Below are 25,151 nucleotides of genomic sequence, written 5' to 3' on the forward strand. Positions count from 1 at the left end.
ACTAACCTATGGCACAAATCCGTAACCCATGACCGAATCTCCGGCTGCGCCAGGTGGTCGGGAGCTGGTTATGGGCTATGACTTAGCCTTTTCGTCGATAGGTTAGTGACTTTAATGCGGGTTAAAGACCCACGGAGAAGACACTAACCTATCGAAAACCTCGGTCTAAAAAGCAGGCGGCCCCGGACACACACGCATCCGGGGCCGCCTGCTGCGGTTATTCAGCGCCTACGAGGCAATCTTCGCGATCTGGAACATGGACGCCGGCATCGGCCGGTCCAACGACCAGCGAATATGCATCGGCTTGGAGCCCTCGTGAGAAATGTATTTCACGGTGCCCAGGCACATGTAGGGTTCGGGGCCGAGCCTATTCTCCCTGTGCTGGCGGGCGAAGAGCACGATGCGTCGGCCTCGCTCCTCGTGGTGTTGGAAGAGCTGACCCGTCGGACTTTCGGGGGTTGTCGCGCTCTGTGAATCCCATGCGAACTCGTCAGTGCTGATGGCGTAGTCTTTGTACATGGTGGCCGGGGAGAAGTGCTTCTCAGATTTCTCTAACGTCACCAGCAACGCGGTGGTGTTCGTCGGGTCGAAGGGTACAACACCGTTGACCACGCCGCCGGGTACCTTGAAGTTCTCCTCCTGGCCGCCCAGTCCGGCGAATAGTTCCTCGCGGGAGTAGAGGGCGTGAGTGCGCAGGGGGATGCCTTCACCCTCAAAGAGCGGCAGGGTGGAGGTGGTGTCCGTACCGGCGTTGAAGTTCCATACGCTCTCCAGCTCCTGCAGCATGCCGCGGTTCTTGCGCAGAGTCGCCAGGCCTTCGTTGAGGCTAAACTTCTCAGAAGAACCGTCCCACTTGGCCTTCGGCCAGATGGAGAACAGCAGCATCCATGCGTGGCGGCGCTGTTCATCGGTCATGTCCTGCTCCAGGATGTCCGTGTTTAGCAGCTCCAGGTATGCGTTAATGCGGAACGTGTCGTGTACGTGCGTGAGTGCCTTGACGCGCTTATTCGTCTCGACGGCCACGTTGTCCTGGAAGGGAACCACCAGGTCGGGGTACAGTTCACTCGCGGCCTGGAGGCTGGTCCAGGTTGTTGCGACGGGCTTAGTGATACCGGGCAGGGTCATCTTGCTGTTGCGGCCGTAAATCTGCGGCAGTCCCAACCCGTAGCGGTTGATGAAGTCAATGACGGTGGGGCGAATATCGAGGTCCGTGGAGTTTCGGCGCATATCTTCCAGGTAGCTCTTTGCGGTGTCGATGAGGGCGTTCTGGTTCATGCGTAGGGACTCGCGAATCTTCTTGATGACCTGCTTCTGAGTTAGTTCGTCCAGGTGGAAGTGGCAGCCAGCCGGCAGCTCGGGGTTCTTAACGTCCTGCTCGGTCAGGGTGCCCTGTCGTGCAAAAGCGCGGTACTTGCTGTGAATCATGAAGTTCTTGTTCTGGTGTCCCACGAAGTCGAGGACCGTCAGAACAGACTTCAACGGTGCACGGCGCAGGCCGCGGCCCAGCTGCTGCAGGAAGAGGGTGAGCGACTGGGTGGGGCGCAGCATCAGGAGGGTGTCGACGCTCGGAATATCGACGCCCTCGTTGAACAGGTCCACGGTGAAGATCGTGGTCAGCTCGTGCGTTTCGTCTGCAAGGTTTTTCATGACCTCGGCGCGGCGCTCGGCGGAATCTGTACCGACCAAAAAGTCAGCGGGAATACCGACCTCGTTGAATTTCTGCGCCATGTATTCGGCGTGCTTCACGCTCACACAGAACCCGAGTGCCTTCATGCGCAGGGGGTTGTCGACCTTCTCGCGTAGCTCCTCCACGATGATGCGCAGGCGGCGTTCAGCCTCGTCCTTGGTGTACAGGTTCTCAAGGGCGTTTTCGTCGTATTTGCCGCTTCGAACGTTGATGCGGCGCAGGTCGGTGCCGTCGGCAATACCGAAATACTGGAAGGGTACGAGGAGGTGGTCTTCGAGTGCGTCCCATAGGCGGATTGAGGTCGCCACGTAGCCGTCAAAGTACTTGTCGGCGATGTTCACCCCGTCTTCTCGCTCGGGGGTTGCGGTCAGGCCAATAAATTCGCGGGGCTCAAAATAGTTGAAAACTTTGTCCCAGCTGGCGGCCTTAATGTGGTGGCATTCGTCCATGATGATGACGTCGAAATAGTCCGGCGCGTAACTTTCGAGGGCGGCACCTGACAACGTTTGAACGGTCGCAAAAACAGCCTCATTATATTCAGGCTTTTTGCCGCCGGTCAGGAGCTCACCGAAATTACCTTTAAGCATGACGTCGCCGAAAGTGCGGCGCGCCTGGTCTAGGATTTCTTTTCGGTGTGCAATGAAAAGCAACTTTAGCTTTTTGCCGTACTGCTCGCAGAGGCGCTTGTAATCGAGAGCCGAGAACACGGTTTTGCCGGTGCCGGTTGCGGCCACGGCGAGGTTACGGTGGCGGCCCTTAGAACGAGCGTTCTGCATCTCTTCGAGCATGCGCACCTGATGCGGGAACGGGTGCACATCCAGCAGGGACGAGTCGATATCGTACTCCAGGCCCTTGCTTTTACGGCCGGTAATATCCGCCTTGGCCAGGGCAGTATCCAACTCCTGTTTCTCCTGGTCAGAGGCGGTGTAAAGGGTAAAATCGCCGCTCTTCCAGTAGCTTTCAAACAGGCCTTCAAACTGGCGGATCAGGCCGGGTGTAATCGGGTTAGAGATGCGAACATTCCACTCCAGGCCGTCAGTGAGTGCGGCACTGGACAGGTTCGAGCTGCCCACATAGCCGGTGGACATGCCGGTATTGCGGTGGAACAGCCAGGCCTTCGCGTGCAGTCGGGTGCTGTCGCCCTGGTAACTGATTTTTACCTCGGCACCGTACTCTTCAACGAGGCGGTCGATAGCCTTGCGGTCGGTTGCGCCCATGTAGGTGGTGGTAATAATGCGGAAAGGGATACCGCGATTTTTAATAGCTTTAAGCTGCTCACTCAAACTATTAACGCCGGACATTTTAAGAAATGAGCAGAGCAAATCTACGCGGTCTGCACTTTCTAATTCTTTCTGAATTTCAGTATTGAGATTCAGGTCTTTAGAAGTATTCGTCATCAGAGCAACGTCACTCAGAGGAATATCGGGGCGCGTAGTTTTTGCGTCAGTGAGGGCGAGCTCGCGCATCTGAATTACGTTGCTGTCGTCATCGGTCAGCAACGAATCGTTCTGCTCTTCGGCATCCTGCGGCAGGAGCTCCATCATGCGGTTGATGAGTTCCACCTGGTCTGCGGGGGTCTTGAGGCTTTCGAGGGCGGGGGCCAGCTGGGTGGCGAAGAACTGGGTGAGCAGTTCGGGGATGTTGTAGTCGTCCTTTTCGAGGATTTCTTCCTGCCATTGCGCGCCTTCAGGGATGGTGCGGCTCATGAGCGATGCGCTCTTGAGGTGTTCGTAGAGCCCCAGGGGGAGAGTTTCGTCAGTTGTGGTCATAGCAGCAGCCTAGCAGCCCGGGCGGTTTGCCGCTGCTTGGGTGGTCACCGGCTCACGGGGTAGGGGTGGCGGAATCCTGTAATTACAAAAATTCTGCCCCGCATCCTCCTCGAAAAGCCACATGTGTTTCGAGAAGCCACATAATATGTTGCTTTTCGAAACACATGTGGCTTCTCGGCGATTAAACTCGGCGCACCAAACACCCGCCCCGCACGCAGAACGCACCAGTCAAAACGCTATTGATTCGCATCACACACCGGCGTTCTTAGGTATCCTTGGGGTAACACCCAGACAGAAGCCCGCCCTCCACCTCGAAAGGGGCCGCATGAAAACCTTCTGGACTAACCTACCCCTCACCATCCGCGCGGCAGTCATCTTCTGCTACGCCTACGCCGCGGTGCGCATCCTCAACCTCTTCTATGAGGCAGGCACCGCACCGTTGACCCCGCGCACGCTCCTCGACGGTGCCCTCACCGCCGCGGTCGTCGTCGGTGCTCTCGCCCTGTATCTGGGCAACGCCCTGGGTGCCGCTCTGCGCGCCCGGCGAGAAGGCTACGAGCCCCGCTCGGTCGGCATCGTTGTCGCCTACGCGCTTTTCGTGGCGGTGTGTACCTACCTTGTCTGCCGCCTCATCGCCTACACCGTGGAGGCGGGGCTCACCTGGCTCTTCCCGCCCGCCCTCGGCCCGGTTCTGACCGCCGTGGGCATGGCTGTTCTTGGCGTGATTAACTATGTGCGCCTCGACCGCCGTACCCGCAAGGTCTAACCGGGAAGTTGCACCAAAAGAAATCCCTGTAATTACAAAAAATCTCCCGCACCGGGTGGAGCACACCTCCAAGGCATGCCCCGCCCAGTGCGGGAGATTTCTATATCAACGGAACGCCGCAGCCTTCACGCTACAGCGCCGCGTGCACCTTACAGGCTCTGTGCCTGAATTGCGGTGATCGCAACGGTGTTGATGATGTCCTCAACGGTGGTACCGCGCGACAGGTCGTTCACGGGCTTACGCAGACCCTGCAGAACCGGGCCCACAGCGGCAGCACCCGAAGACTGCTGAACAGCCTTGTAGGTGTTGTTACCGGTGTTCAGGTCGGGGAAGACGAACACGGTAGCCTGACCAGCGACCTCGCTGCCGGGTAGCTTGGTCGACGCAATGGACATGTTCGAAGCAGCGTCGTACTGAATCGGGCCCTCGACCGCGAAGTCGGGGTTCGAAGCGCGCACAATCTCGGTTGCCTCACGCACAACGTCCACGTCTGCGCCAGCGCCGGAGGTGCCGGTCGAGTAGGACAGCATAGCAACCTTCGGCTCCACACCGAACTGGCGTGCAGTCTCCGCGGATGCCTTCGCAATGTCGGCGAGCTGCTCTGCGTTGGGGTTCGGGTTCACTGCGCAGTCGCCGTAGACCAGAACGCGGTCTTCCATCAGCATGAGGAAGACGGAGGAGACGATCTTGGTGCCGGGGCGGGTCTTGATGAACTCGAGCGAGGGGCGGATGGTGTTCGCGGTGGTGTTCACTGCACCGGAAACCATGCCGTCGGCGATGCCCTTGTAAACGAGCATGGTGCCGAAGTACGAGGGGTCGGTCATGCGCTCGCGGGCAGCCTCAATGGTGACGCCCTTGTGTGCACGCAGCTCAGCGTAGGTTGCTGCGAAGTCCTCGGAGTACTCATTGTTCTCGATGTCGATGATGCGGATCGAGCTGGGCAGCTCAATACCCTCAGCCTGGCAGATCTCTGCGATCTTGGCGGGGTTGCCGAGCAGGATCAGGTCGCAGAAGTCGCGGCGTGCAATGATTTCGGATGCACGCAGGATTCGCACGTCGTAACCCTCGGGCAGGACCACGGAGCGGCGGTTTGCGCGTGCGGTCTCGATGAGGTTGTGCAGGAAGCGCAGCGGGGTCATGGATGCGGGGCGCTCAATTTCGAGGCGTGCGAGCAGTTCGTCCTTGTTAACGTGCTCGTCCCAGCCGCCCATTGCTGCTGCGAGCTTGCGCTGGTGACCGCTTTCGAGGGTGCCGCGGACGCGGGAGACTGCGCGTGCAGACTTGAAGGTGTCCTTGGTGGTGGACAGCACGGGGAACGGTGCGTTGTCGATGAGGGAGCCGACTGCGGTGTTCTTGCCGGGCAGTGCGTCCAGGCCGCCGGTGAGCAGCACGCCGGAGGGCGCGGGGAAGGTCGGTGCCAGTGCGGATGCGAGGGTTGCTGCAACGATGTCTGCACGGTCGCCGGGGACGATGACGAAGTCGCCGTCAACGAACTGGTTGAGGAAGTTGGAGACGTTCATTGCTGCGACCTTGATGCCGTGGATGTCGCGGCCGAGGTCTTCTGCCTTGATGCCTTCGGTGTCGAGCTTGAGAGCTTCGGCAACTTCACCGACGGTGGGTGCGTTCAGTTCGGGGATTTCGGGCAGTACGTAGACGGGCAGGTTTGCGTCGCCGCGCTTGACGGAGTTCTCGATTTCGTCGCGCAGTTCGGGTTCTGCACGGCTGACGATGATTGCGAGCAGGTCTGCCTTGGAGGCGAGCAGTTCGGTGCGTGCCACGTCGACTGCGGTGACTGCTTCTTCGACGGTTGCTTCTTGTGCGCCGACGATTGCGACGACGGGCAGGCCGAGGTCACGTGCGATCTGGACGTTCAGGTCGAATTCGACTGAGAGCGCGTTGGCGGGCAGGTAGACGCCGTCGACGATTACGACGTCGCTGTTTGCTGCGACCTTTTCGTAGGCGGAGACTGCGCGTGCGGAGATTTCTTCGGTGTCGCCTTCTGCGATGAGTGCGAGTGCGTCGGTCATGGAGACTGCGCCGCCGACCTGCTCTTCGGTCAGGCCGAAGTGTTCACGGATGAGGCGTGCCATGGGGTCGTCGGCGATGGTTGCGCCGTCGAATACGGGGCGGAAGAAGCCGACGCGGTCTGCGCGCTTGATGAGGGAGTCTGCTAGACCCAGGGCTACGAGGGACTTGCCCGAGTTCTGGGACATAGCGGAGAGGTAAAGACCGGTGGTCATTGTTTTACTGTCCTTCTATGCGATGTTCGGCGCTGGGTCCCGCGGTTGCGCAGGGGTGTATATGCTCCTGTGCGCGGGTGCGTCGAGCTTATATGTCATCTTCTATCTTAAGGCGTTGTGGGGGTGGTGCCTAACAGGGTGTGCGGTGCGCTGCGTCATGTGGGGCGGATGCGCGGCTGTTGCGGGGTGGGGGTGCCGTGCGTGCCGCCTCGGGGTGTGGCGTGCTGTTTAGGGGGTGAGCTTAGGGGTTGAGGATGCGCGTGTATCGGACGCTGTGGCCGGGCGCCCAGATGCCGCGTGCCTCAAATTCGATGCTGTTGCGCTGGTAGCCGAGCCGCTCGTAGAAGGAGAGCGCTCGTTCGTTTTCTGCCATGACCCATAGGTAGGAGTTTTCGTCCGGGTAGATGACGGATTCGTAGAGTGCCTGTCCGAGCCCGGTGCCGTGCGTGTGGTTGAGGGTGTACAGGTGCACGAGTTTACGGGTGCCTGCGGGCAGTTCGGGGAGGTTGTCGGTACGTTCGAGTTCCCAGGAGGAGGGCTCACACAGGGAGAGCGCCAGGCCGACGGGCTTATCCCAGTCGATGCGTGCGCCGATGGAGCAGGAGAGCCCGCCGTCGGGGGTCCAGCCGGGCACCTCATAGGCGAAGAAGCCGCGCACGGTGGGGGAGGAGAGGTGGCGGTGGAAGTCTTCGAGGTATTCGTTGCGTTCGGCGCGGTGGCGGGCGGTGAAGCTTTCTCCGAGCGCGTCGAAGTAGATTGGGTCGTAGGTTTGCTCCATGCAGTCCAGCTGCAGGTTGACGTATTTTTCGGCGTCGGTCGGTTCAATCGGTGCGAGCGCGTAGCGGCCCTGACATACAAATCCCATGGGTTCTAGTCTACTCAGCCAGCCCCTGTGGAGGCGGTTTGTCGCGGGTGCGTACGCTAGGGGCGTGCGGGCTGTCGGTTAGGCTAGTGGGTATGGCGAAAAAGAGCAGGGCACCGAAGAAAAGCCAAAAGGCGCAGAAGCAGCAGAAGAACCGCATCGACGATACTGAGAGCACCCCCGTGCAGGGTGCCGCCGCTGGCGTGTACCCGATTTCTACGGGTGAGGCGGAGCTGGTCCCCGACGGCTACCACGCCGACGGCTGGCTGCTGCTCATTAATGGTGTGCAGTCTTCCCACGTGATTGTGGGTGAGCCCCGCCAGCTGGATTTTGAGTACATGCGCTGGATCGCGGCGGTCGTCTCCTCGCACGTGGCCGAGCACCTGGATGCTGCGAAGCTGCGCATCACCCACCTGGGCGGCGGCGCGTGCTCGATGGCGCGTTATTTCGCTGACCTGTACCCGACCAGCCGCAACACGGTTGTTGAGCTGGATGCCAAGCTCGCCGAGTATGTGCGCGCCTGGTTCGACATCCCCAAGGCGCCGCGCGTGAAGATTCGCGTGGGCGAGGCGGGTGCCGTCACCGCGACTTTCGCGCCCGCATCCCGCGACGTGCTGATTCGTGACGTGTTTGCCGGGGACACCACCCCCGAGGCGCTCACCACCGTCGAGTTCACCCGCACCGTCGCCGAGTCGCTGGCACCCGGTGGCCTGTACATCCTGAACTGCGGTGACGGGCCGGCGCTGACCGGTGCCCGCGCGGAGGCATCCGCCCTGCTTGAGGTGTTTGAGTACGTGTGCATTGTGGCGGATTCGGCAATGTTGAAGGGCCGCCGCCGTGGCAACGTCATTATTGCCGGTTCGCACGCGCCCCTGCCGGAGGCTGGTTCCGTGCAGGCTGCCGCTATCGCCCGCGAGCTCATGGGTGGAGGCGTGCCCGCCCAGTACTGGGACACCGCGCGTGTACGCCAGTTCGTGAGGTAGCGGTTTCAGCTGTTGCCTGGGTTTTCGGTAATGACTTAAGTTTTTCGACCATAGGTTAGTGACTTTGGTGGGGGCTTTTAGCTACCGCCAAAGACCGTAACCTATCACCGAATTCGGCGCCCCCTCCATGGCAGACGCTACTATAGTGGCATGCGATACACCTACCTTGGCCCCTCCGGCACCTTCACCGAATCCGCCCTGCTGAGCGTCCCCGGCGCATCCGACGCCGAACGCATCCCCGCCACCAGCGTGCCCGACGCGCTCGCACGCCTGAACGCGGGCGAGGTGGACGCCGCCATGGTGCCCATCGAAAACTCTGTGGAGGGCGGCGTGAGCGCCACCCTGGACGCTATCGCAGCCAGCGAGGGTGTACGCATTATCCGCGAGGTGCTCGTACCGATCCGCTTCGTGCTGGTCGCCGCGAAGCCCATCAGCATCGAAGACGTTAAGACCATCTCCACCCACTCGCACGCCTGGGCGCAGGTGCGCGGCTGGGCGCAGGAGAACGTGCCCACCGCCGCCTACCTGCCCGGCTCCTCCACCGCCGCGGCGGCTGTCGGTCTGCTCGAAGAGGGCTGCACCTACGATGCGGCAATCTGCTCCCCGGCGCTGCTGAACTACCACCCGGAACTGCACGTACTGCAGGACAACATCGGCGACAACAAGAACGCCGTAACCCGCTTCGTGCTGCTCTCCCGCGCCGCCGACATCCCCGAACCGACCGGTTCCGATAAGACCACCCTGACCGTGCCGCTGCCCGCTAACCGCGCCGGTGCCCTGCTCGAACTGCTCGAACAGTTCTCCGTGCGCGGCGTGAACCTCTCCCGCATCGAATCGCGCCCCACCGGCGAAGGCATGGGCTCCTACTCGTTCAGCATCGACGCCGACGGTCACATCTACGAGGCACGCATGCGCGATGCACTGCGCGGCCTGCACCGCGTCTCCCCGATGCTGAAATTCCTCGGCTCCTACCCGCGCGCCGACCACGAAAACACCGAAGTCGACAACATCCACTCCGACGGCTCCTTCGACGCCGCACACGAATGGGTCGAGTCGCTCTTCCCGAACGGCCGCCCCGTACAGCTGCAGCGCCGCTAGATACCCCCCCCGCACCTACCCGCGCCCCACCAGCGCAAACCCCGCCCACAACCCACCGCAAGATTAGGTAGGATAAAACAGTGATTGATATTAACCTCCTCCGCGAAAACCCCGACGTCTTCCGCGCCTCCCAGCGAGCACGCGGCAAGGACGAAACCCACGTCGACCGCATCCTCGAAGCCGACACCGCACGCCGCGCACTCATCGGCGAATACGAGAACCTGCGCGCCGAACAGAACGCCTTCGGCAAGAAGGTTGCTAAGGCACCCAAGGAAGAAAAGCCCGCACTCGTCGCACAGGCCAAGGAACTGGCCGCCCGCGTCAACGAAGCAAAGGCAGCCTCCGAAGCGAAAACCGCCGAATACGAGGAACTGATCAGCAGCATCGAAAACCTCATCATCGACGGCGTACCCGTCGGCGGCGAAGACGACTACGTAGTCGTCAAGGAAGTCGGCACCCCCCGCGACTTCACCACCGAAGGCTTCGAACCGCGCGACCACCTCGAAATCGGCGAACTCGTCGACGGCATCGACATGGCACGCGGCGCGAAGGTCTCCGGCGCACGCTTCTACTTCCTCAAGGGCCAGGTGGCCCGCCTGGAGCAGGCACTCATGTGGATGGCGCTCGACCTCGCAACCGAGCACGGCTTCACCATGATGACCACCCCCACCCTGGTACGCCCCGAAATCATGAACGGCACCGGCTTCAACGTCAAGCACGACGACGAAATCTACCGCCTCGAACGCGACGACCTGTACCTGGTCGGCACCTCCGAGGTGGCGCTCGCCGGCTACCACACCGACGAAATTCTTGACTTCGAGAAGGGCGCGAAGAAGTACCTGGGCTGGTCCTCCTGCTACCGCCGTGAGGCAGGCTCCGCAGGTAAGGACACCCGCGGCATTATTCGCGTGCACCAGTTCAACAAGGCTGAAATGTTCGTCTACTGCCCCGTCGAGCAGGCAGAAGAGATGCACGCAAAGCTGCTGTCCCTCGAAGAGGAAATGCTGCAGCGCTGCGGCCTCGCATACCGCGTGATTGACACCGCTGCAGGCGACCTGGGCACCTCCGCAGCCCGCAAGTTCGACTGCGAGGCGTGGGTCCCCACCCAGGGCACCTACCGCGAGCTGACCTCCACCTCGAACTGCACCACCTACCAGGCGCGCCGCCTGAACATCCGTGAGCGCACCCCGGACACCGTGGACGAGGCAGGCAACGTGCGTAAGGGCCGCACCCGCTCCGTAGCGACCCTGAACGGTACCCTGGCGACGACTCGCTGGGTGGTTGCCATCCTGGAGACTCACCAGCAGGCTGATGGTTCTGTGCGTATCCCGGAGGCACTGCGCCCGTACATGGGTGGCGCTGAGGTCATCCCGGCAGTCGCTGCTGAATAAGGGATGCCTGCTGGAGTGAGTCTCCACTCCGGTGGGGGATTTGGTGCCTCGCGCGCTCGGAATCCCCCACCTCCGTCCCACCAGCAGGCTGACGGTTCTGTTGTGATTCCTGAGGCTCTTCGCCCGTACATGGGTGGCGCCGAGGTTATCCCCGCTATCGCTGAATAAGGGGAAACCCCGCCCGCTGAGTAATCTCACAACCAGCTGAAAAACCCGCTCACCGCGTAAACGGTGGGCGGGTTTTCGCGTATCCCGGTAGTCTAAGAACTATGCCTCTTTACCGTAAACTCCTTGGTGTTTCTGCGGCGGCGGCTCTGACCGCCTCCGTCACTCGTGCCCGCCGTGAAGCGCGCCGACGCGCTATCGAACTGGGCGCGCCCTTCGGCGTTCTGCCGACCCTGCCCACCGGGCAGGCACAGCGCGTGGGCGTGGTGTACAACCCCAGCAAGCCCGGCGCTGCGGCGGCTGTCGAGATCCTGGAACGTATCCTCGCGGCGAACGGCCACCCGCAGGCGCTGGTGCGCACCACCCGCGTGGACGAGCCCGGTTCTGAGGCTGCCCGTGAGCTGATCGCTGAGGGTGTTGACCTGCTGATTGCTGCCGGTGGTGACGGTACGGTGCGTGCTGTGGCGGCGGCGCTGGCGCATCATGAGGGACGCAAGCCGCGTCTGGGTATTCTGCCGATGGGTACCGGTAACCTGCTGGCGCGTAACCTGTACATTCCGGTCAGTGACGTGGCGGCGTGCGTGAATATTGCGCTCAACGGTGCAGGTCAGGCCGTTGATGCGATTGAGATGACGACGACGAGCGCCCCCGGCGAAGAAACCGAACACACGTTCTTTGTGATGAGTGGTGCCGGCTTTGATGCGCTTGTCATGAATGATACGAACGAGGAGATTAAGGCGAAGTTCGGTTGGGTTGCGTACGTGCAGTCCGGCATGAAGCATATGCTGGGCAGGTCGCACCCGGTGCGTATTAGCGTGGACGGTGGGGAGCCTCGTACTCTGCCGATGCGGTCGGTGCTGATCGCGAATTGTGGCCGCCTGCAGGGTGGTATTCGTCTGGCGGATATGACGGATGTGAATGACGGTAATCTTGAGGTGATTGTGGCGTCGCCGCGTGACCTGGTGGAGTGGGGGCTGCTGATGGCTAAGGTTACGCGCCGCACGATTTTGGGTTCGCCGCGCGTTGAGCTGCCGGTGATTCGCCACTTGGTGGGGTCTGAGGTGGTGTTGGAGTTCCCGGATGGTGCGCAGCCGGTTGAGGTGGATGGTGACCCGGCGCCGTCGGCGTACCGTATTAGTGCGCGCGTGCTGCCTGCCGCCGTAGAGGTGGCGGTCCACCCCGAGGTGCTCTAGCCGGGGTGGCGAAAGGGGGTAGCACCCCAAATCGTCTATATATGACCTGGATTATGAAAGAAATCGCGGATTTTTTCACTATTTCCTGAAAATCAGGAGGATAATGAAAAAAACCGCGATTTTTTACACCATCAAGGAGGGCACACGTGAACACCACCAACACAAGGTACCGCACCCTCAAAAGCATCTTCCACGAACGCGGCAAAGCCGCCGCACAAACCGAAATGCAGGCACGCCGCAACGGCCACTCCACCTACCTCCTTAACGAATTCAACGTCGGGGAGCACCCCCTGTTCTACCTGGCAGACCGCACCGCGCTCGCATCCTTTGAACGCATCATGCGCCGTGAACGGCACATCGAACAGCTGAGTTCCCAACTGCCCAGCATCGCCATGCAAAGCTACCTACTCGACCTGGCAGTACGCAGCATCGTGGCGTCCGACCGCATCGAAGGTGTGCACACCACACGCCAGCTCATCTCTGAGGCACTCACCTCCGGCGACAGCGAGGACCCCCGCGCCAAACGCGCCGTCGAATTCGTGAACCTCCTCAAAGACCTGGGGGCAGGCCGCCCACCCTCCACGGTTGAGCAGGTGCGTAGCCTCTACGACACGCTACTCGAAGGGCACCTCGCCGAAGAAGACCGCCCAGACGGGGCTCTATTCCGCACCAAACCCGTGGTTATCCACGACAACACCCGAGAAATTCACCGCGCCCCCGACAGCGAAGTAACCATCACCGCCAACGTTCAGGCGGCGCTTGACCATGCCCTCGACCCGAACGTGCCGGCGCTATTCTCCGCGATCGCCGCGCATTTCATGGTGGAATACACGCACCCTTTCTACGACGGCAACGGCCGCCTGGGCAGGTACCTGCTGGTGTCCCACCTGGGGCAGACACTCACCCGGCTGACGACCCTCACCCTGCCGAGCACGCTCAACATTCAGAAGAGCCGCTACTACAAGGCGTTTAGCGCGGCGGAAGAACCCCTCAACTACGGTGAGGTGACCGGTTTTCTGCATGTTTTTCTGGGGCTGATCGAGCAAGCGCAGGAGCACCTGGTAGACGAGTTGGAATCACGTGACCGTGCGTGGCGTGCCCTTGGCAAGCGTATCGCTGAGCTGGAGGGCAGCCGCACCTGGACGGGTGGCACCCCCGGGCTGACTTCGAAGAAGCTTGATGATGTTCTGCGGCTGCTGTACCTGCTGGGGCAGGTGCAGATTTTCCGTGCGCCGGTTGCCCCCACTTCGAGCGAGTTGCAGGAGGCGCTGGGGGTTACGGCGCCGACTCTGCGCGATAGGCTCAAACTGCTGCAGGGGCTTGGGTTTGTTGAGGGTGTGAAGGCTGGCCGCACGATGCGCTGGTCCCTCACCGAGGCGGGAACCGCCCTGCTGGGCCTGCCCGCCGTTGATGACGACGAAGAATAGCCCGCGAGCATAAGAAGCAGGGGAGGGGCCGCACCAGAATGTATCCCGCCTATAACTGGCAGAATCGTGGAATCCATCTTTGCAGTAGCGGAACGGGCCGGTTGCAGACATAAGTATCGGTATGTGGTAATCCATCTGCTCACGCCACCATTGTGTAAGGCTCCTGTAGTCGCCGTGTGATTCATCCCATGTCTGCTACATTAGGGTCAGGCGACATAATGCTTCCGGGTGCTTCCACCACTCAGAACACCAGAAAGTATTCTGGATATCTATTTTGCGGTTTAACGAGGCCGTACACCTGAACTCGAATACCGAATGACTGGAAATGTAATGGTGATTAATCACAAGCGACGGGGCGAAGCACAGAGCGCTCCTAGCCTGCATCTGAGAGACATGCCCATCGAGCACTTGTATGTACGCTATCAAAGGATAGCGCGGAACCTGCCGAGACGGATCCGCTGGCTTGCTTTGGTATTCGCGCCAACGAGCACGAGTTTCACCGTCTTCACCGCTGGCCTACTGAATGTTGCAGGGGCTCTGATGATTACGGCAGGTATCGGCCGGGTAACGTCAGGTGAGAGGACCCCAGGCAGTGCTATTTGGTTACTCATCTTCGCTTTCCTGGCTGAAAGCCTAGGGTACTGGGTGAAGGAACGCCAAGAGCTTATTCTCACGATCGCGGTTCGACATCTCACATACCGCCGTTTCCGGGACATCTTTAGTAGGTCATCCCATCCGCCGGAAGCTCACGGACATGTTCTCACATACCCAGGACAGATCAGCCAGTTTGCCTTCGTTGTTGATTTCGCCGTTTCAACCGTTCAGATTATTGCCTTTCTCGCGGCTTCGCTCGCGCTATATGGTGCAAGCGGCGCCATCGCTGCGTTGCTCATCACTGGATTGGTATTCGTCAGCGTCCGTCTCATCAACTTGGTGGGCCGACTATGGGAACAGTACGTCGCTCTAGAGGGAGAGCGTAGGCAGTGGATCCAGCGTGTAGCAAACGCGATGCCTCGAGGGCAAAGCATCCCCAGCTGGGGTACCGCCCTGGACAAGATCGCTAGCATCCGAAACACCGAAGAGCAGCTTCTGCACAGACGGGTCCCGTTGCAGGTCCTGAATGGATTCCTTGAACGGGGAGCACTAACTGCGGTGCTCGCTGTGGTTGCGGTTCTCGGCGCGTGGTTCTGGCCATCCGCTCATTTCGGTGTTGGAATTATTTTGGCTGCCCGCTACCTGTACGCAGCGGTGCAGAACAACATCGTAAACTATCGGGTTATTCGGCTCGCTGTGCCAATGATGCGTGAGCTCGATAAGCTCGAGTCGTCTCCAAATTGCACGGTTAAACAGCAGGACTGGGTGGGGCAGCCTTCAAATTCTAGAGAGGTGCTTGCAGCTACGTCTGAGCGCGCTGAAGCATTGCGCACATCCGTGACCACCCCCGATTCTGCTTTCGTACCACGCAACCCGGAAATGTCCCATTCGGTGTTGTCAGCGTGGCGAGCTTCTGCTTCGCCACATCAGGTATCCCGGTTCACTAGCCTCGCTTTAGATATGGGGCTCACTGAGGATGTGATCGGGCGGTTCTGGCAAGACGCAACAACCTTGTCGTCAGGAGAGAGACACCGTGCTGCTGTCGCTATCGTTTTGGCAGACAAACCGGACTGGCTAATTTTGGACGATACGTTCGCAGCGCTTGATCCTGTAGCACGAGAAGTGGTTGCCGAGAGGATCTTAGAGTGCGTGCCAACGTGCACACTTCTGGCAAGCTCGGAGGAGTACGTACCGAGTGCCTTCACCCCCGGCAATGATGCGAGGGTAGACCCTCTTGAGTTGCAGGCTCATAGCCCCGGGGCAACTAAGGGGGTAGATGCTGGTTCGACGGATGTGAGCGAGGGACAGGACCTTCCTGACCCTGAGCCGAAGCGTGCCACATTCCGACGATCGGCCCTGTTGTTGTTTGGACCGCATTTGGTGTGGATTACGTGTGGCGCCCTACTCTTGAGCGGATCCGAAGTTGCTTTTGCATTGACGATTGCTCACAGCGATGGGCTGTCTGCTCAGGTTGCTGGAGTGTCAGCTGCTTGCGCACTGGCAGCAATTGTTGGGTCCGTCATGTTCTTTGGCCCGCTCTACTCGGCTCCCATCGCTAGGCTGAGCGATTTGCACGACCGGGTTATACGGAGGCTCGATCGATTCGCTAGTCCTAGAACAAGCGGTGCGGTCATGGGGCGGATGGGTGAAGACTTCTCCGACCTTCAGATGTCGGTGCCTAGCGCCCTGGGTTCGGTATTTATGGTCATTCTACAGACCTTTATGCTCGTCGGAGGCGCAGTGGCCGGCGCCCCGCTGTTCATGATTGCTGTGTTGGCGGTAGCACCCCTAGCGATGCTTGCTATGCGTCAGGGTTCAAGGTGGATTCTCCCTGCCTCGACGACGGCTGCCAATCGCCGAGGTGACTTCATCGGGGTGGCTGGTGCCCAGGCTGGCTTACACGCTGCGCCCGTCAGTGCAGGGCTGCGTCGGGCTGGAGAAGAAGCCTACGCTCATTCGGAGGCTGCATACGTCAGCAGTTCGATTCAGTTGGCGAACGCCTACGCACTGCGTACGGGACTGATCCAGTTGCTTGTGTTGTCACTGAACGTTTCTGCAGTGGTATTGGCACTGATGGTCGAAGGATCGAACTCAGTGGTTGCTCCCGCGGTCGTAATATATTTTGCAGTAACTCTGTCATCTGGCATCCAATCTACGGTGGAGACGCTGCAACAGGTTGGTGTAGTCAGCTTGACTGCGGAGCGTGTTCGGATGCTTGAAGAGTACCGTGCCGACCGTTCTTATCCGCCCGTGCGGTCTGCTGACCTGGCTCTGCTTGAGAGCGTTCTTGACTCTGGATGTTCTATGGTTGCCTTGATTGGACCAACTGGCGCGGGGAAGTCCGTCATGCTTGATGCTCTATACCGCCGGTATCCCCAAGGCGAAGTGGTAATCGTACCAGATATCGATCCGTTCGCATCTGAAGCATCGAATTCGAGCGGGCTCATGCTTGCGCGTTCCGTGTTACGTGAAGGCGCTGCCCGGCTTGTGTTGCTTGATGAGACCTTGAAGAGTCTCACTCCGTCAGAGGAGCGCACTGAGCTCGAATCGATGGCGTGCGCTATCGAGGGCAGTGACAAGCAGGTTGTGATTGTCCTTCACTCGCGCTCTAACCTTGATCGTTTCAAAGAAGTGGTGAATTTAGATGCGTGAGCTGACCCAAGTACTACGTTTTTCTCCAAGAACTATCGAGGACGAAATGCGAATCTATAGGGCCAAACCTATAGCCTGGACCGATTCGTCGGTGGCAGTTCTGAACGAGTACGGCGCCACACTGTGCACACCCGCCCCTCCTGCCCCCGATAATGCCCCGATACTGCCCGCGACAAAAACCCCCGTTAAAAACGCGGTCGGGGCCGTCTCGCACGCAGGCTCGAAAAGTGCGAGAATGGAGCAGAAAAGAAAACTACGAAAGAAGATACTTTCATGCTTATTCTCGTTGTGAACGCCGGTTCTTCCTCCCTGAAGTACCAGGTGCGTGACACCTCCCTGCCCGAGGCAGAGCAGATGCTGACCTCCGGCCTCGTCGAAAACATCGGCACCGACGTGCCCAACCACGAGGTCGCATTCGACATCATGTCCGAGAAGCTCGAGCCCGTCCTGGCAGGCCGTGAGCTGCAGGCAGTCGGCCACCGCGTGGTGCAGGGTGCAGAGAAGTTCACCCACCCCGCCCTGCTCACCGAGGAAGTTGTCCAGCAGATCGACGACCTCTCCCCGCTGGCACCGCTGCACAACCCCGCACACGCTCAGGGCATGCGCGCAGCAATGCACAAGTGGCCCTCCCTGCCGCAGGTTGCAATCTTCGACACCGCGTTCCACTCCACCATGCCCGAAGAAGCATGGCGCTACGCAATCCCCTACGACCTGGCTGACAAGTACAGCATCCGCCGCTACGGCTTCCACGGCACCAGCCACGAGTACGTCTCCCACGTTGCAGCTGACATGCTCGGCATCGCACGCGACGAGTTCAACGGCATCGTTGCTCACCTCGGTAACGGCGCGTCCGTGACCGCTGTGAAGGGCGGCAAGTCCGTCGACACCTCCATGGGCTACACCCCGCTGGCTGGCCTGATCATGGGTACCCGCTCCGGCGACATCGACCCCTCGGCACTGACCACCATCCTGATTCGTGAGGGCATTGACGGTGCACGCCTGGACACCATCCTGAACAAGGAGTCCGGCCTGCTCGCACTGGCTGGCTCCAACGACATGCGTAAGGTCGTTGAGGCTGCACAGTCCGGCGACGAGCGTGCACAGCTCGCACTGGACATGACCTCCTACCGCCTGATGAAGTACATTGGCGGCTACAACCTGGTTGTTGGCGGCGCGCAGGCACTGATCTTCACCGCAGGTATCGGTGAGAACTCCGGCGAGTTCCGCAAGCTGGTCCTGGACCGCCTCGGCGCTCTCGGCATCAAGTACAACGAGGAAGAGAACGCTAAGCGTTCCCCCGAGCCGCGCGTGATTTCCACCGAGGATTCCGCTATCAAGGTGCTGGTCATCCCCACCAACGAGGAGAAGGCTATCGCTGAGGCTACCGAGGAACTCGTCAAGAGCCTCTAAGCCCCACGCACCCCGCCGTGTAGGCGGCTCAGCGTAAAGTAATCCGCCGTGGCGCCCATCCTGTATGGGTGCTGCGGCGGATTTCTTATGCCCACAAGGCGGTGCGCCCCCTGCACTGTGTGTTCCGGAATCTCTGCACTGTGCGCCCCGGCGCTGTGTATTCCGATGCCGTGGCGTACCGTAGCGTCGCGAATGGGCATTCTATGAGAAAAAGCGCATTCACATTCACTAGTAAGTGCCTAAAAACGATAGAGTGGAATCAGATAACACTCGATACGAAGCGGACGAGACATGACTCAACCCCCTGAAAACCACCAGCAGCCCGGCGGGCAGTTCAACGCCCAGCCCGGCCAGCAGGCATTCCACGCCCCCGGTGAGCCCCTCCCGCAGGACCTCTCCGCCGGCTGGCTCCCCGAAGACGAGCGCCAGAAGCCGGTCAGCCCCCTGCCCCAGCCGAAGCTCTTCGCCTACCAGTCGATGCTGCCGCCGAAGGTGCTGCACGCGCTGCGTCACCCCTCCGAAATTCCGTGGCTGGTCGCCGCCTACGCCGTCACCGCGGTCGGCTACATTGTGCTGTTCATGGCGCTGGCTGACCTGTTCAGCTCGATGATGCGTTACGTCTTCAGCTCAACCGGTGAAGGCTCGGTTCGAGTCCCTTCCGGCAGCACCTCCGCAAGCCTGGAAGACCTGATTTTCCAGACGGTTGGTCTGCTCATCCTGGGCCCGATTGCCATCTTCATTGTTCGTGCAATCTACTACGCACAGCAGCGTGTTCGCGGTGTGCGCATCACCCCGACCCAGTTCCCTGAGGCGTACCAGATGCTCGCCGAAGCAGCGGAGGCGGCAGGTCTGCGCCGTGTACCGGATGCGTACGTTGTTCTCGGTAACGGCACCATGAACGCTTTCGCGGCAGGTCACGGCTTCCGCCGCTACATCTGCCTGTACTCTGACCTGTTTGAGATCGGTGGTAAGTCCCGTGACCCGCAGGCGCTGCGCTTCATCATTGGCCACGAGGTGGGCCACATCGCCGCAGGTCACGTCGGTTATTTCCGTCTGATTTTCACTACGCTGTTCAACCAGATTCCGGTGCTGTCGAGTGCGCTGTCCCGCTCGCAGGAGTACACCGCCGATAACTTCGGCTACCGCTTCTGCCCCGAGGGCGCTGAGGGTGCTGTCAAGGTGCTTGCGGCAGGTAAGTACCTGAACAAGCAGGTCAACTTCGATGAGCTTGCCGACCGTGCCGTGACCGACCGCGGCCTTGCCGTCTGGTACGTGAACCTGCTGGCAAGCCACCCCATCCTCACCTGGCGTGCGCACGCGCTGCGTGATCGCACCCAGCCCGGCCGCGTGTTCTGGCGCCCGACTGAGAACCCGGTCAAGGACGCCGCACCGCGCGTTCCTGTCCTGATCCCGGCGGCGGAGCCGGTGCACATGTGGCCCGACCCGATTCAGTCCACCGAGTTCATGCGTGAACATCAGGACGTTTGGGCAGACCACACCCTGGAAACCGTGGATGTGTACTCCAAGCCCGAGAACGCCCCCGAGTTCGACGCGAACTCCACGCTGTTCGCTGGCTGGCTCACCGAGCAAGCTCGTGCCTTCCACGGCCAGCGTTGGGATGCGTACGCTGCCGCCGGTGGTGTGCCGGCGCCGGGTGCTCCCGGTGGCCCGCAGATGCCCGCGCCGGGTCAGCCTGCCTACGGTCAGCAGCCCGGCTTCGGTCAGCCTGCCGCAGGTCAGAACGGTGCAGGCCAGCCCGCCCCTGAGCAGCCCTCTAATGGCCAGCCTAACGGTCAGTCTTCTAATGGCCAGTCTGCTCCCGAGCAGTACGGTTACGGCCAGTACGGCAACAACTCCTCTGAGGGCGGCTCCTACGGTTACGGCTTCGACGGTGATAAGAAGTAGCCGCTGAGCCTACTCTGAACGTCTCATCTGAGCCGCACAGCTCAATAACCTTCACGAACCCGCCGGGGTGCTAACGCACTCCGGCGGGTTCTGCCGTTAACCGCCTCCTGCACGACCCTCAGGTGAGAAGGTGCGCCCGCCACTGCATCCGCTGCATGCCGCAGGCATAGAATGGACAGCATGCTTTCATCACTTCGCTCTATCAAGCTCGACCCGCTGCTGACCATGCTCATTAGCGCGGTCATCCTCGCAATTATTGTGCCGGCGCGTGGCGACTTCGCCGAATGGTTCAGCACCGGAACGAAGTTCGCGGTCGCCCTGCTGTTCTACCTGTACGGCGCTCGCCTCTCCACCGCGGAGGCTATTCGCGGCTTGACCCACTGGCGTCTGCACCTGATGATTCTGAGCTGCACGTTCGTGCTGTTCCCGCTGGTCGGTTTGGCGCTTTCACCACTGCGTTTTGTGCTCGGTGATGGGCTGTACATGGGCATTCTGTTCTTGACCTTTGTGCCCTCGACCGTGCAGGCATCGATTGCGTTCACCTCGATTGCGGGCGGTAACGTGGCGGCGGCGATTGTGAGCGCCTCGCTCTCTTCGATTGTGGGTGTGGTAGCGACCCCGCTGCTCGCCATGCTGCTGATGAACACGGGCCATATTGAGTTCTCTGGAACGGTCTTCCTGGACATCGCCATTCAGCTGTTTCTGCCGTTCGTGCTCGGTCAGCTGACGCGCCGCTGGGTGGGGGAGTTTGCCAAGAAGCCGACGACCAAGTGGCTGGATAAGTTCTCGGTCATGATGATTGTGTATTCGGCGTTTTCCGCTTCGGTGGTGCAGGGCGTGTGGACGCGCGTGGCGTGGTGGCAGATTGTGCTGCTGGTCGTGCTCATGGCGATTATTGTGGTGTTCATGCTGTGGCTGACTGACCAGCTGGCTAAGCGCCTGGGATTCAACCGTGCCGACCGCATTACGATTCAGTTCTGCGGTTCGAAGAAGTCGCTGGCGGCTGGCCTGCCGATGGCGATCATTATTTTTGGTGCGGGCTCGCTGGGCCTGATGATGCTGCCGATCATGATTTTCCATCAGGTTCAGTTGATGATTTGTACCTGGCTTGCGGGCCGCTATGCGCGCCTGGATGTGGTGGGTGCCGCCTCCGCGAAGGAAGTTCAGTAGGGGCTTGAACCCTATCTGCTGGGGTTGCTTGCCGGGTGCTATTGGGGGCCTCTGAGTCTGTGAGATAAGCCTCTGATGAGGGGTTTTAATGGGGGACCTTGGGCCGTATCAATTGGTTTATGAAGTGATGTGGCGCGCACTGCCAAAAAATTCCCTGACTAGTGCATTTGTGTGCAAAATGTGGTATTTGTACTGGTCAGTTGGGTTTTTGTGGGGTATGTGCACTTTATTGCATAAAAGTGACCGAGGAGACAATCAACACTATCGGGCGTTGAGCGGCGAAAAAGCCCCAATTTTGCCCTAGAATGTTTTGTCGTGGGTTAGACAGATTCGCATCCTGTATGCAAGAATTTATGACTCACATATGGGAACGGTTGAGATTCACTCCCTCACGCCGCCCACGAGCATTGATGCAGCGGATTCACTCCCCGCCCGCATCCCACACCGGAAGAGACTCACTCACTCAACCGGAAGGAAGCTCAAAACCATTTATTCACTCAAACACAACTGGATACACTCAGCTTAATGACGCGCGTAGAAGACACTATCTATGCGCTAATCGCTGTTCTGTATCCGCCAAGAAAGAGGACACTCCATGGCTACCATCATGAGCGTGAACGTATGCGATTCCAAGTACAACGCTGACCCCACCGGCGTACGAGACTCCACTAGTGCTATCCAGAAGGCTATCGATGATGTTGCTGCGCAGGGCGGCGGCTCCGTGGAGATTCCCGGCGGCATGTACCGCGTCTCCTACCCCTTCATCGAAATGAAGCACCGCGTCGAGATTTTCGGCCACGGTCAGGCAACCCGAATCGTCGCTTTCACTGACAAGAGCATCCCGTCGTCCAAGAATGGTAGCTACGAATGCACCGGCGTTTTCCACACCGGTAGCTACACCACCCCCATGAGCGGTGGCACCAACCAGAACAAGCCCATGCGTATGGGCGTGCGTGACCTGTTCATCCGCACCAACAAGTACAACCTGCCGCTGGATTCTAAGAGCAACCAGATTTTCCTGGAGAAGCACACCCAGCCCGTCGACAACGTTGCAGGCGTCATCTTCCACACCCGCATTGCGGACGCTAACCCCGGTGAGCCGGACGCAGTGCCCACCCTGTCCAACATCGAAATCTGGGACACCGCCATTGGCGTTGCGATCCTGGGCCTGGACGACCAGGGCATGAAGATTGACAAGCTGCGCATCCGCCAGACCCTGCGCCAGGGCCTGCTGGTCGGCAAGCCTGTCGGCCACCCGCTGCGCCCCCGCGAGGGTGACACCCCCGGCGCGGCAGATAACAAGTTCTCCATGATTGACGTCTCTGACGCAAACATGAGCTTCGGCACCTACGCGGGTATCGAGATTTACACTTCTCAGTCCAAGTTTGAGGCGTCCACCAGCTGGTTCAACAAGCGCAACCAGGGTAAGAACGCCCTGTACGAGGTGAAGACTCGCCACGTGGGCGCAGGCTGGTTCATTCAGGGCACCCGTAACATGTTCATTGGCTGCACCGCCCAGGAGAACGCCGGTCACGGCTGGCTCGTGGAGTGGGGCAACAACCAGTTCATTGGCTGCCTGGGTGAGTCCTCCAGCTTCCAGGACGCTGTTACTGGCGCTGCTCGAGGTGACGAGGCGGCGAACTGGTACATTGGCCGTAACGCACGCGGTAGCCGCTTCGTGGCTCCTCGTTCGCACAACCCTTACAGCTGGGCGAAGGCTTCCCTGTACGGTTTCTACATTGAGAACAACATTCGCGATATGCACATTACGACTGCGTCTGCGAAGGATGACCGTATTGGTGAGAACAACATGGTCGGCCGCCGTGTTCACGTGACCGGCGCTATGGGCGATAACGTGCTCATTGAGGTGGATCATATTCGCCACGCGACTTTCGCGCCGAAGCAGCTGGAGAAGCGCGGCAACGGCGTGTTCATGGGCTAACCCTCACGGGTTAGGTCCTGCGAGCTGAGGCTCGTGATCACAAAATCTTAAAACGCATACGCCTGAGGGGCGGGGAGTAATCCCCGCCCCTCGGCGTTTAACCCGCCCACAAAACGGCCGAAAAACCGTAGAAAAACAGGGCAGGGGAGCGGGCATCACAGCGCCCGGTCATCGCCTCCACACGCCCAATGCGGTACCCTTGAGCAGGAGGCAGGTCTGCCGGTGCACAGACCCGCACACGTCAAAACACCCGCAGAAATGCGCCCAACACACCGCACCACGCAAACTCAACACTGCACCCACGTAGCACCGTATTCACCGCATACAGCCGTATTCACTCAATTCACTCACCCGCGCCGCCTTCAGCACCGAACGCGGTACCCATCGAAAGAATTGAGCCCCTCATGCCCGATACGCCCATGAGCATCAACGCCATCAACTACGGCGCAGACCCCACCGGTGCCAAAGACTCCACCGCAGCCATCCAGCGCGCAGTCGACGACGTCGCCGCACGCGGTGGCGGATCCGTAGAACTACCCCGCGGCATCTACCGCGTCTCCTACCCCTTCATCGACATCAAGCACCGCGTCGAAATCTTCGGCTACGGCTCCTCAACCGTCGTCATCGCGCACTCCGACCGCGCCATCCCCACCACCGCCAACGGCCACACCGAATACACCGGCGTGTTCCACGTCGGCAGCTACACCACCCCCGTCTACGGCAACTACAACGCCAACAAGCCCATGCGCATGGGCGTACGCAACCTGCACATCCGCACTAACGCCGCAAACACCCCCATCAGCAGCTACCCGCTCGATGCGCACACCGCCCCGCTGAACAACGTCGCCGGCGTCATCTTCCACACCCACCTGACCGGCGACCTGCTCAACGAACCGGACATCGTGCCCGTTATCGCCGGCGTGGAAGTCTGGGACACCGCCATCGGCGTTGCCGTGCTCGGCCTGGACGACCAGGGCATGAAAATTGACGACGTGACCATCCGCCGCACCCTCAACCAGGGCCTGCTGCTCGGCAAGCCCGCCGGCCACCCCCGCCGCCCCAACGAAGGCCAGAACTCCGGCGCGGCAGACAACAAGTTGCGCGGTGTAGACGTTGCCGAGGCGAATCTCAGCGGCGGCTCCTACGCCGGTATCGAGGTGTACGCGGCGCAGGCTAAGTTCGAGAACTGCTCCAGCAACAGCAACCACCGCACCAGCAACAAGAACGCCCTCTACGAGCCCGCCACCCGCCACGCCGGCGCAGGCTGGATCGTGCAGGGTGAACGCAACATGTTCATCGGCTGCACCGCACGCTCCAACGCGGGTCACGGCTGGATTGTTGAGTGGGCGCACAACGTCTTCATCGGATGCGAAGCGGAAGGTTCCAGCTGGGCTGGCACCGTCAGCGGTGCCGCCGGTGCCGACGAGGCCGCCAACTGGTACATCAGCCGCAACGCGCGCGGTACCCGCATGGTCGCGCCCGTTTCCTACAACCCGCCGGAGAAGCCCGCCTCCCTGTACGGCTTCTACATTGAAAACAAGATTTACGACCTGCGCATCACCGAAGGCACCGCCAAGGACGACCGCATCGGCGAGGGTAATATGCTCGGCCGCCGCGTGTACGTTACCGGCGCAATCGGCGCGAACGTGGTTATTGAGGTTGAGGAGCTGCGCCACTCCACCTCGCCCGCCGGTCAGCTCACCAAGGAAGCCTATAACGTGATGCGCGGTTAGTAGAGGCTAGTAGACACGCCCGAACCGGTCCAGGACTTTCCTGTGAATCGTGAGGGAGGTGCGTGTGCCCTAGTAGGTGCGTTATACCGCTATATATCAGCTAAAAATCAAAGCAGCTGTGAATGGAATACATACCATTCGCAGCTGCTTTGTCGTTTAGAACA

At 60.4% G+C, this 25,151-nt stretch carries 15 protein-coding genes; 12 read left to right on the top strand and 3 right to left on the bottom strand.

From position 1 onward, the window contains the following. Positions 1-228: 228 nt before the first annotated feature. Positions 229-3,456 carry a DUF3427 domain-containing protein gene (locus HMPREF2765_RS06855; protein WP_049344637.1) on the bottom strand — a complete coding sequence of 1,076 codons (3,228 nt, stop codon included), beginning with the start codon at positions 3,454-3,456 and terminating at the stop codon, positions 229-231. A 325-nt stretch (positions 3,457-3,781) separates the two neighbouring features. Between HMPREF2765_RS06855 and HMPREF2765_RS06860 the strand changes: the two genes are divergently transcribed. After that, complete coding sequence (locus tag HMPREF2765_RS06860; protein ID WP_070604900.1) at positions 3,782-4,222, top strand: hypothetical protein; 441 nt, start codon at positions 3,782-3,784, stop codon at positions 4,220-4,222. Positions 4,223-4,371: 149 nt separating this feature from the next. On the opposite strand, the gene pta is transcribed toward HMPREF2765_RS06860, so the two are convergent. Both pta and HMPREF2765_RS06870 read right to left on the bottom strand, forming a co-directional pair. Beyond that, positions 4,372-6,462, bottom strand: coding sequence for a phosphate acetyltransferase (gene pta, locus HMPREF2765_RS06865; RefSeq protein WP_070604903.1), 2,091 nt, complete (start codon positions 6,460-6,462; stop codon positions 4,372-4,374). Between the two features lie 241 nt (positions 6,463-6,703). Continuing rightward, positions 6,704-7,327, bottom strand: coding sequence for a GNAT family N-acetyltransferase (locus HMPREF2765_RS06870; protein ID WP_070604905.1), 624 nt, complete (start codon positions 7,325-7,327; stop codon positions 6,704-6,706). 92 nt (positions 7,328-7,419) lie between these two features. On the opposite strand from HMPREF2765_RS06870, the gene HMPREF2765_RS06875 reads away from it, so the two are divergent. The 11 genes from HMPREF2765_RS06875 to HMPREF2765_RS06925 all read left to right on the top strand — a co-directional run bounded on the left by HMPREF2765_RS06875 (position 7,420) and on the right by HMPREF2765_RS06925 (position 24,987). After that, positions 7,420-8,307 (top strand): spermidine synthase, encoded by an 888-nt coding sequence (locus tag HMPREF2765_RS06875; RefSeq protein ID WP_053088746.1) that lies wholly within the window; start codon positions 7,420-7,422, stop codon positions 8,305-8,307. 150 nt (positions 8,308-8,457) lie between these two features. Continuing rightward, positions 8,458-9,405, top strand: coding sequence for a prephenate dehydratase (gene pheA, locus HMPREF2765_RS06880; RefSeq protein WP_070604908.1), 948 nt, complete (start codon positions 8,458-8,460; stop codon positions 9,403-9,405). A gap of 80 nt (positions 9,406-9,485) precedes the next feature. Further along, positions 9,486-10,796 (top strand): serine--tRNA ligase, encoded by a 1,311-nt coding sequence (serS, locus tag HMPREF2765_RS06885; protein WP_070604910.1) that lies wholly within the window; start codon positions 9,486-9,488, stop codon positions 10,794-10,796. A 269-nt stretch (positions 10,797-11,065) separates the two neighbouring features. Next, positions 11,066-12,154 carry a diacylglycerol/lipid kinase family protein gene (locus HMPREF2765_RS06890; protein ID WP_070604913.1) on the top strand — a complete coding sequence of 363 codons (1,089 nt, stop codon included), beginning with the start codon at positions 11,066-11,068 and terminating at the stop codon, positions 12,152-12,154. Positions 12,155-12,300: 146 nt separating this feature from the next. Continuing rightward, positions 12,301-13,581 carry a Fic family protein gene (locus HMPREF2765_RS06895; RefSeq protein WP_070604917.1) on the top strand — a complete coding sequence of 427 codons (1,281 nt, stop codon included), beginning with the start codon at positions 12,301-12,303 and terminating at the stop codon, positions 13,579-13,581. Between the two features lie 330 nt (positions 13,582-13,911). Beyond that, a complete protein-coding gene (locus tag HMPREF2765_RS06900) occupies positions 13,912-16,827 on the top strand; it encodes a hypothetical protein (RefSeq protein ID WP_070604919.1) in 2,916 nt (971 codons plus the stop codon). 273 nt (positions 16,828-17,100) lie between these two features. Beyond that, entirely contained in the window at positions 17,101-18,237 is a 1,137-nt protein-coding gene (locus HMPREF2765_RS06905; RefSeq protein ID WP_049357445.1) for an acetate/propionate family kinase, read from the top strand. Positions 18,238-18,528: 291 nt separating this feature from the next. After that, a complete protein-coding gene (locus HMPREF2765_RS06910; RefSeq protein ID WP_070604921.1) occupies positions 18,529-20,142 on the top strand; it encodes a M48 family metallopeptidase in 1,614 nt (537 codons plus the stop codon). Positions 20,143-20,313: 171 nt separating this feature from the next. Next, positions 20,314-21,312 carry a bile acid:sodium symporter family protein gene (locus HMPREF2765_RS06915; protein WP_371326370.1) on the top strand — a complete coding sequence of 333 codons (999 nt, stop codon included), beginning with the start codon at positions 20,314-20,316 and terminating at the stop codon, positions 21,310-21,312. Between the two features lie 595 nt (positions 21,313-21,907). Continuing rightward, complete coding sequence (locus HMPREF2765_RS06920) at positions 21,908-23,254, top strand: glycosyl hydrolase family 28-related protein (protein WP_070604924.1); 1,347 nt, start codon at positions 21,908-21,910, stop codon at positions 23,252-23,254. Positions 23,255-23,658: 404 nt separating this feature from the next. After that, a complete protein-coding gene (locus HMPREF2765_RS06925; protein ID WP_070604927.1) occupies positions 23,659-24,987 on the top strand; it encodes a glycosyl hydrolase family 28-related protein in 1,329 nt (442 codons plus the stop codon). Positions 24,988-25,151 lie beyond the last annotated feature (164 nt).

This window comes from Rothia sp. HMSC062H08, assembly GCF_001810775.1.
GTDB lineage: Bacteria > Actinomycetota > Actinomycetes > Actinomycetales > Micrococcaceae > Rothia.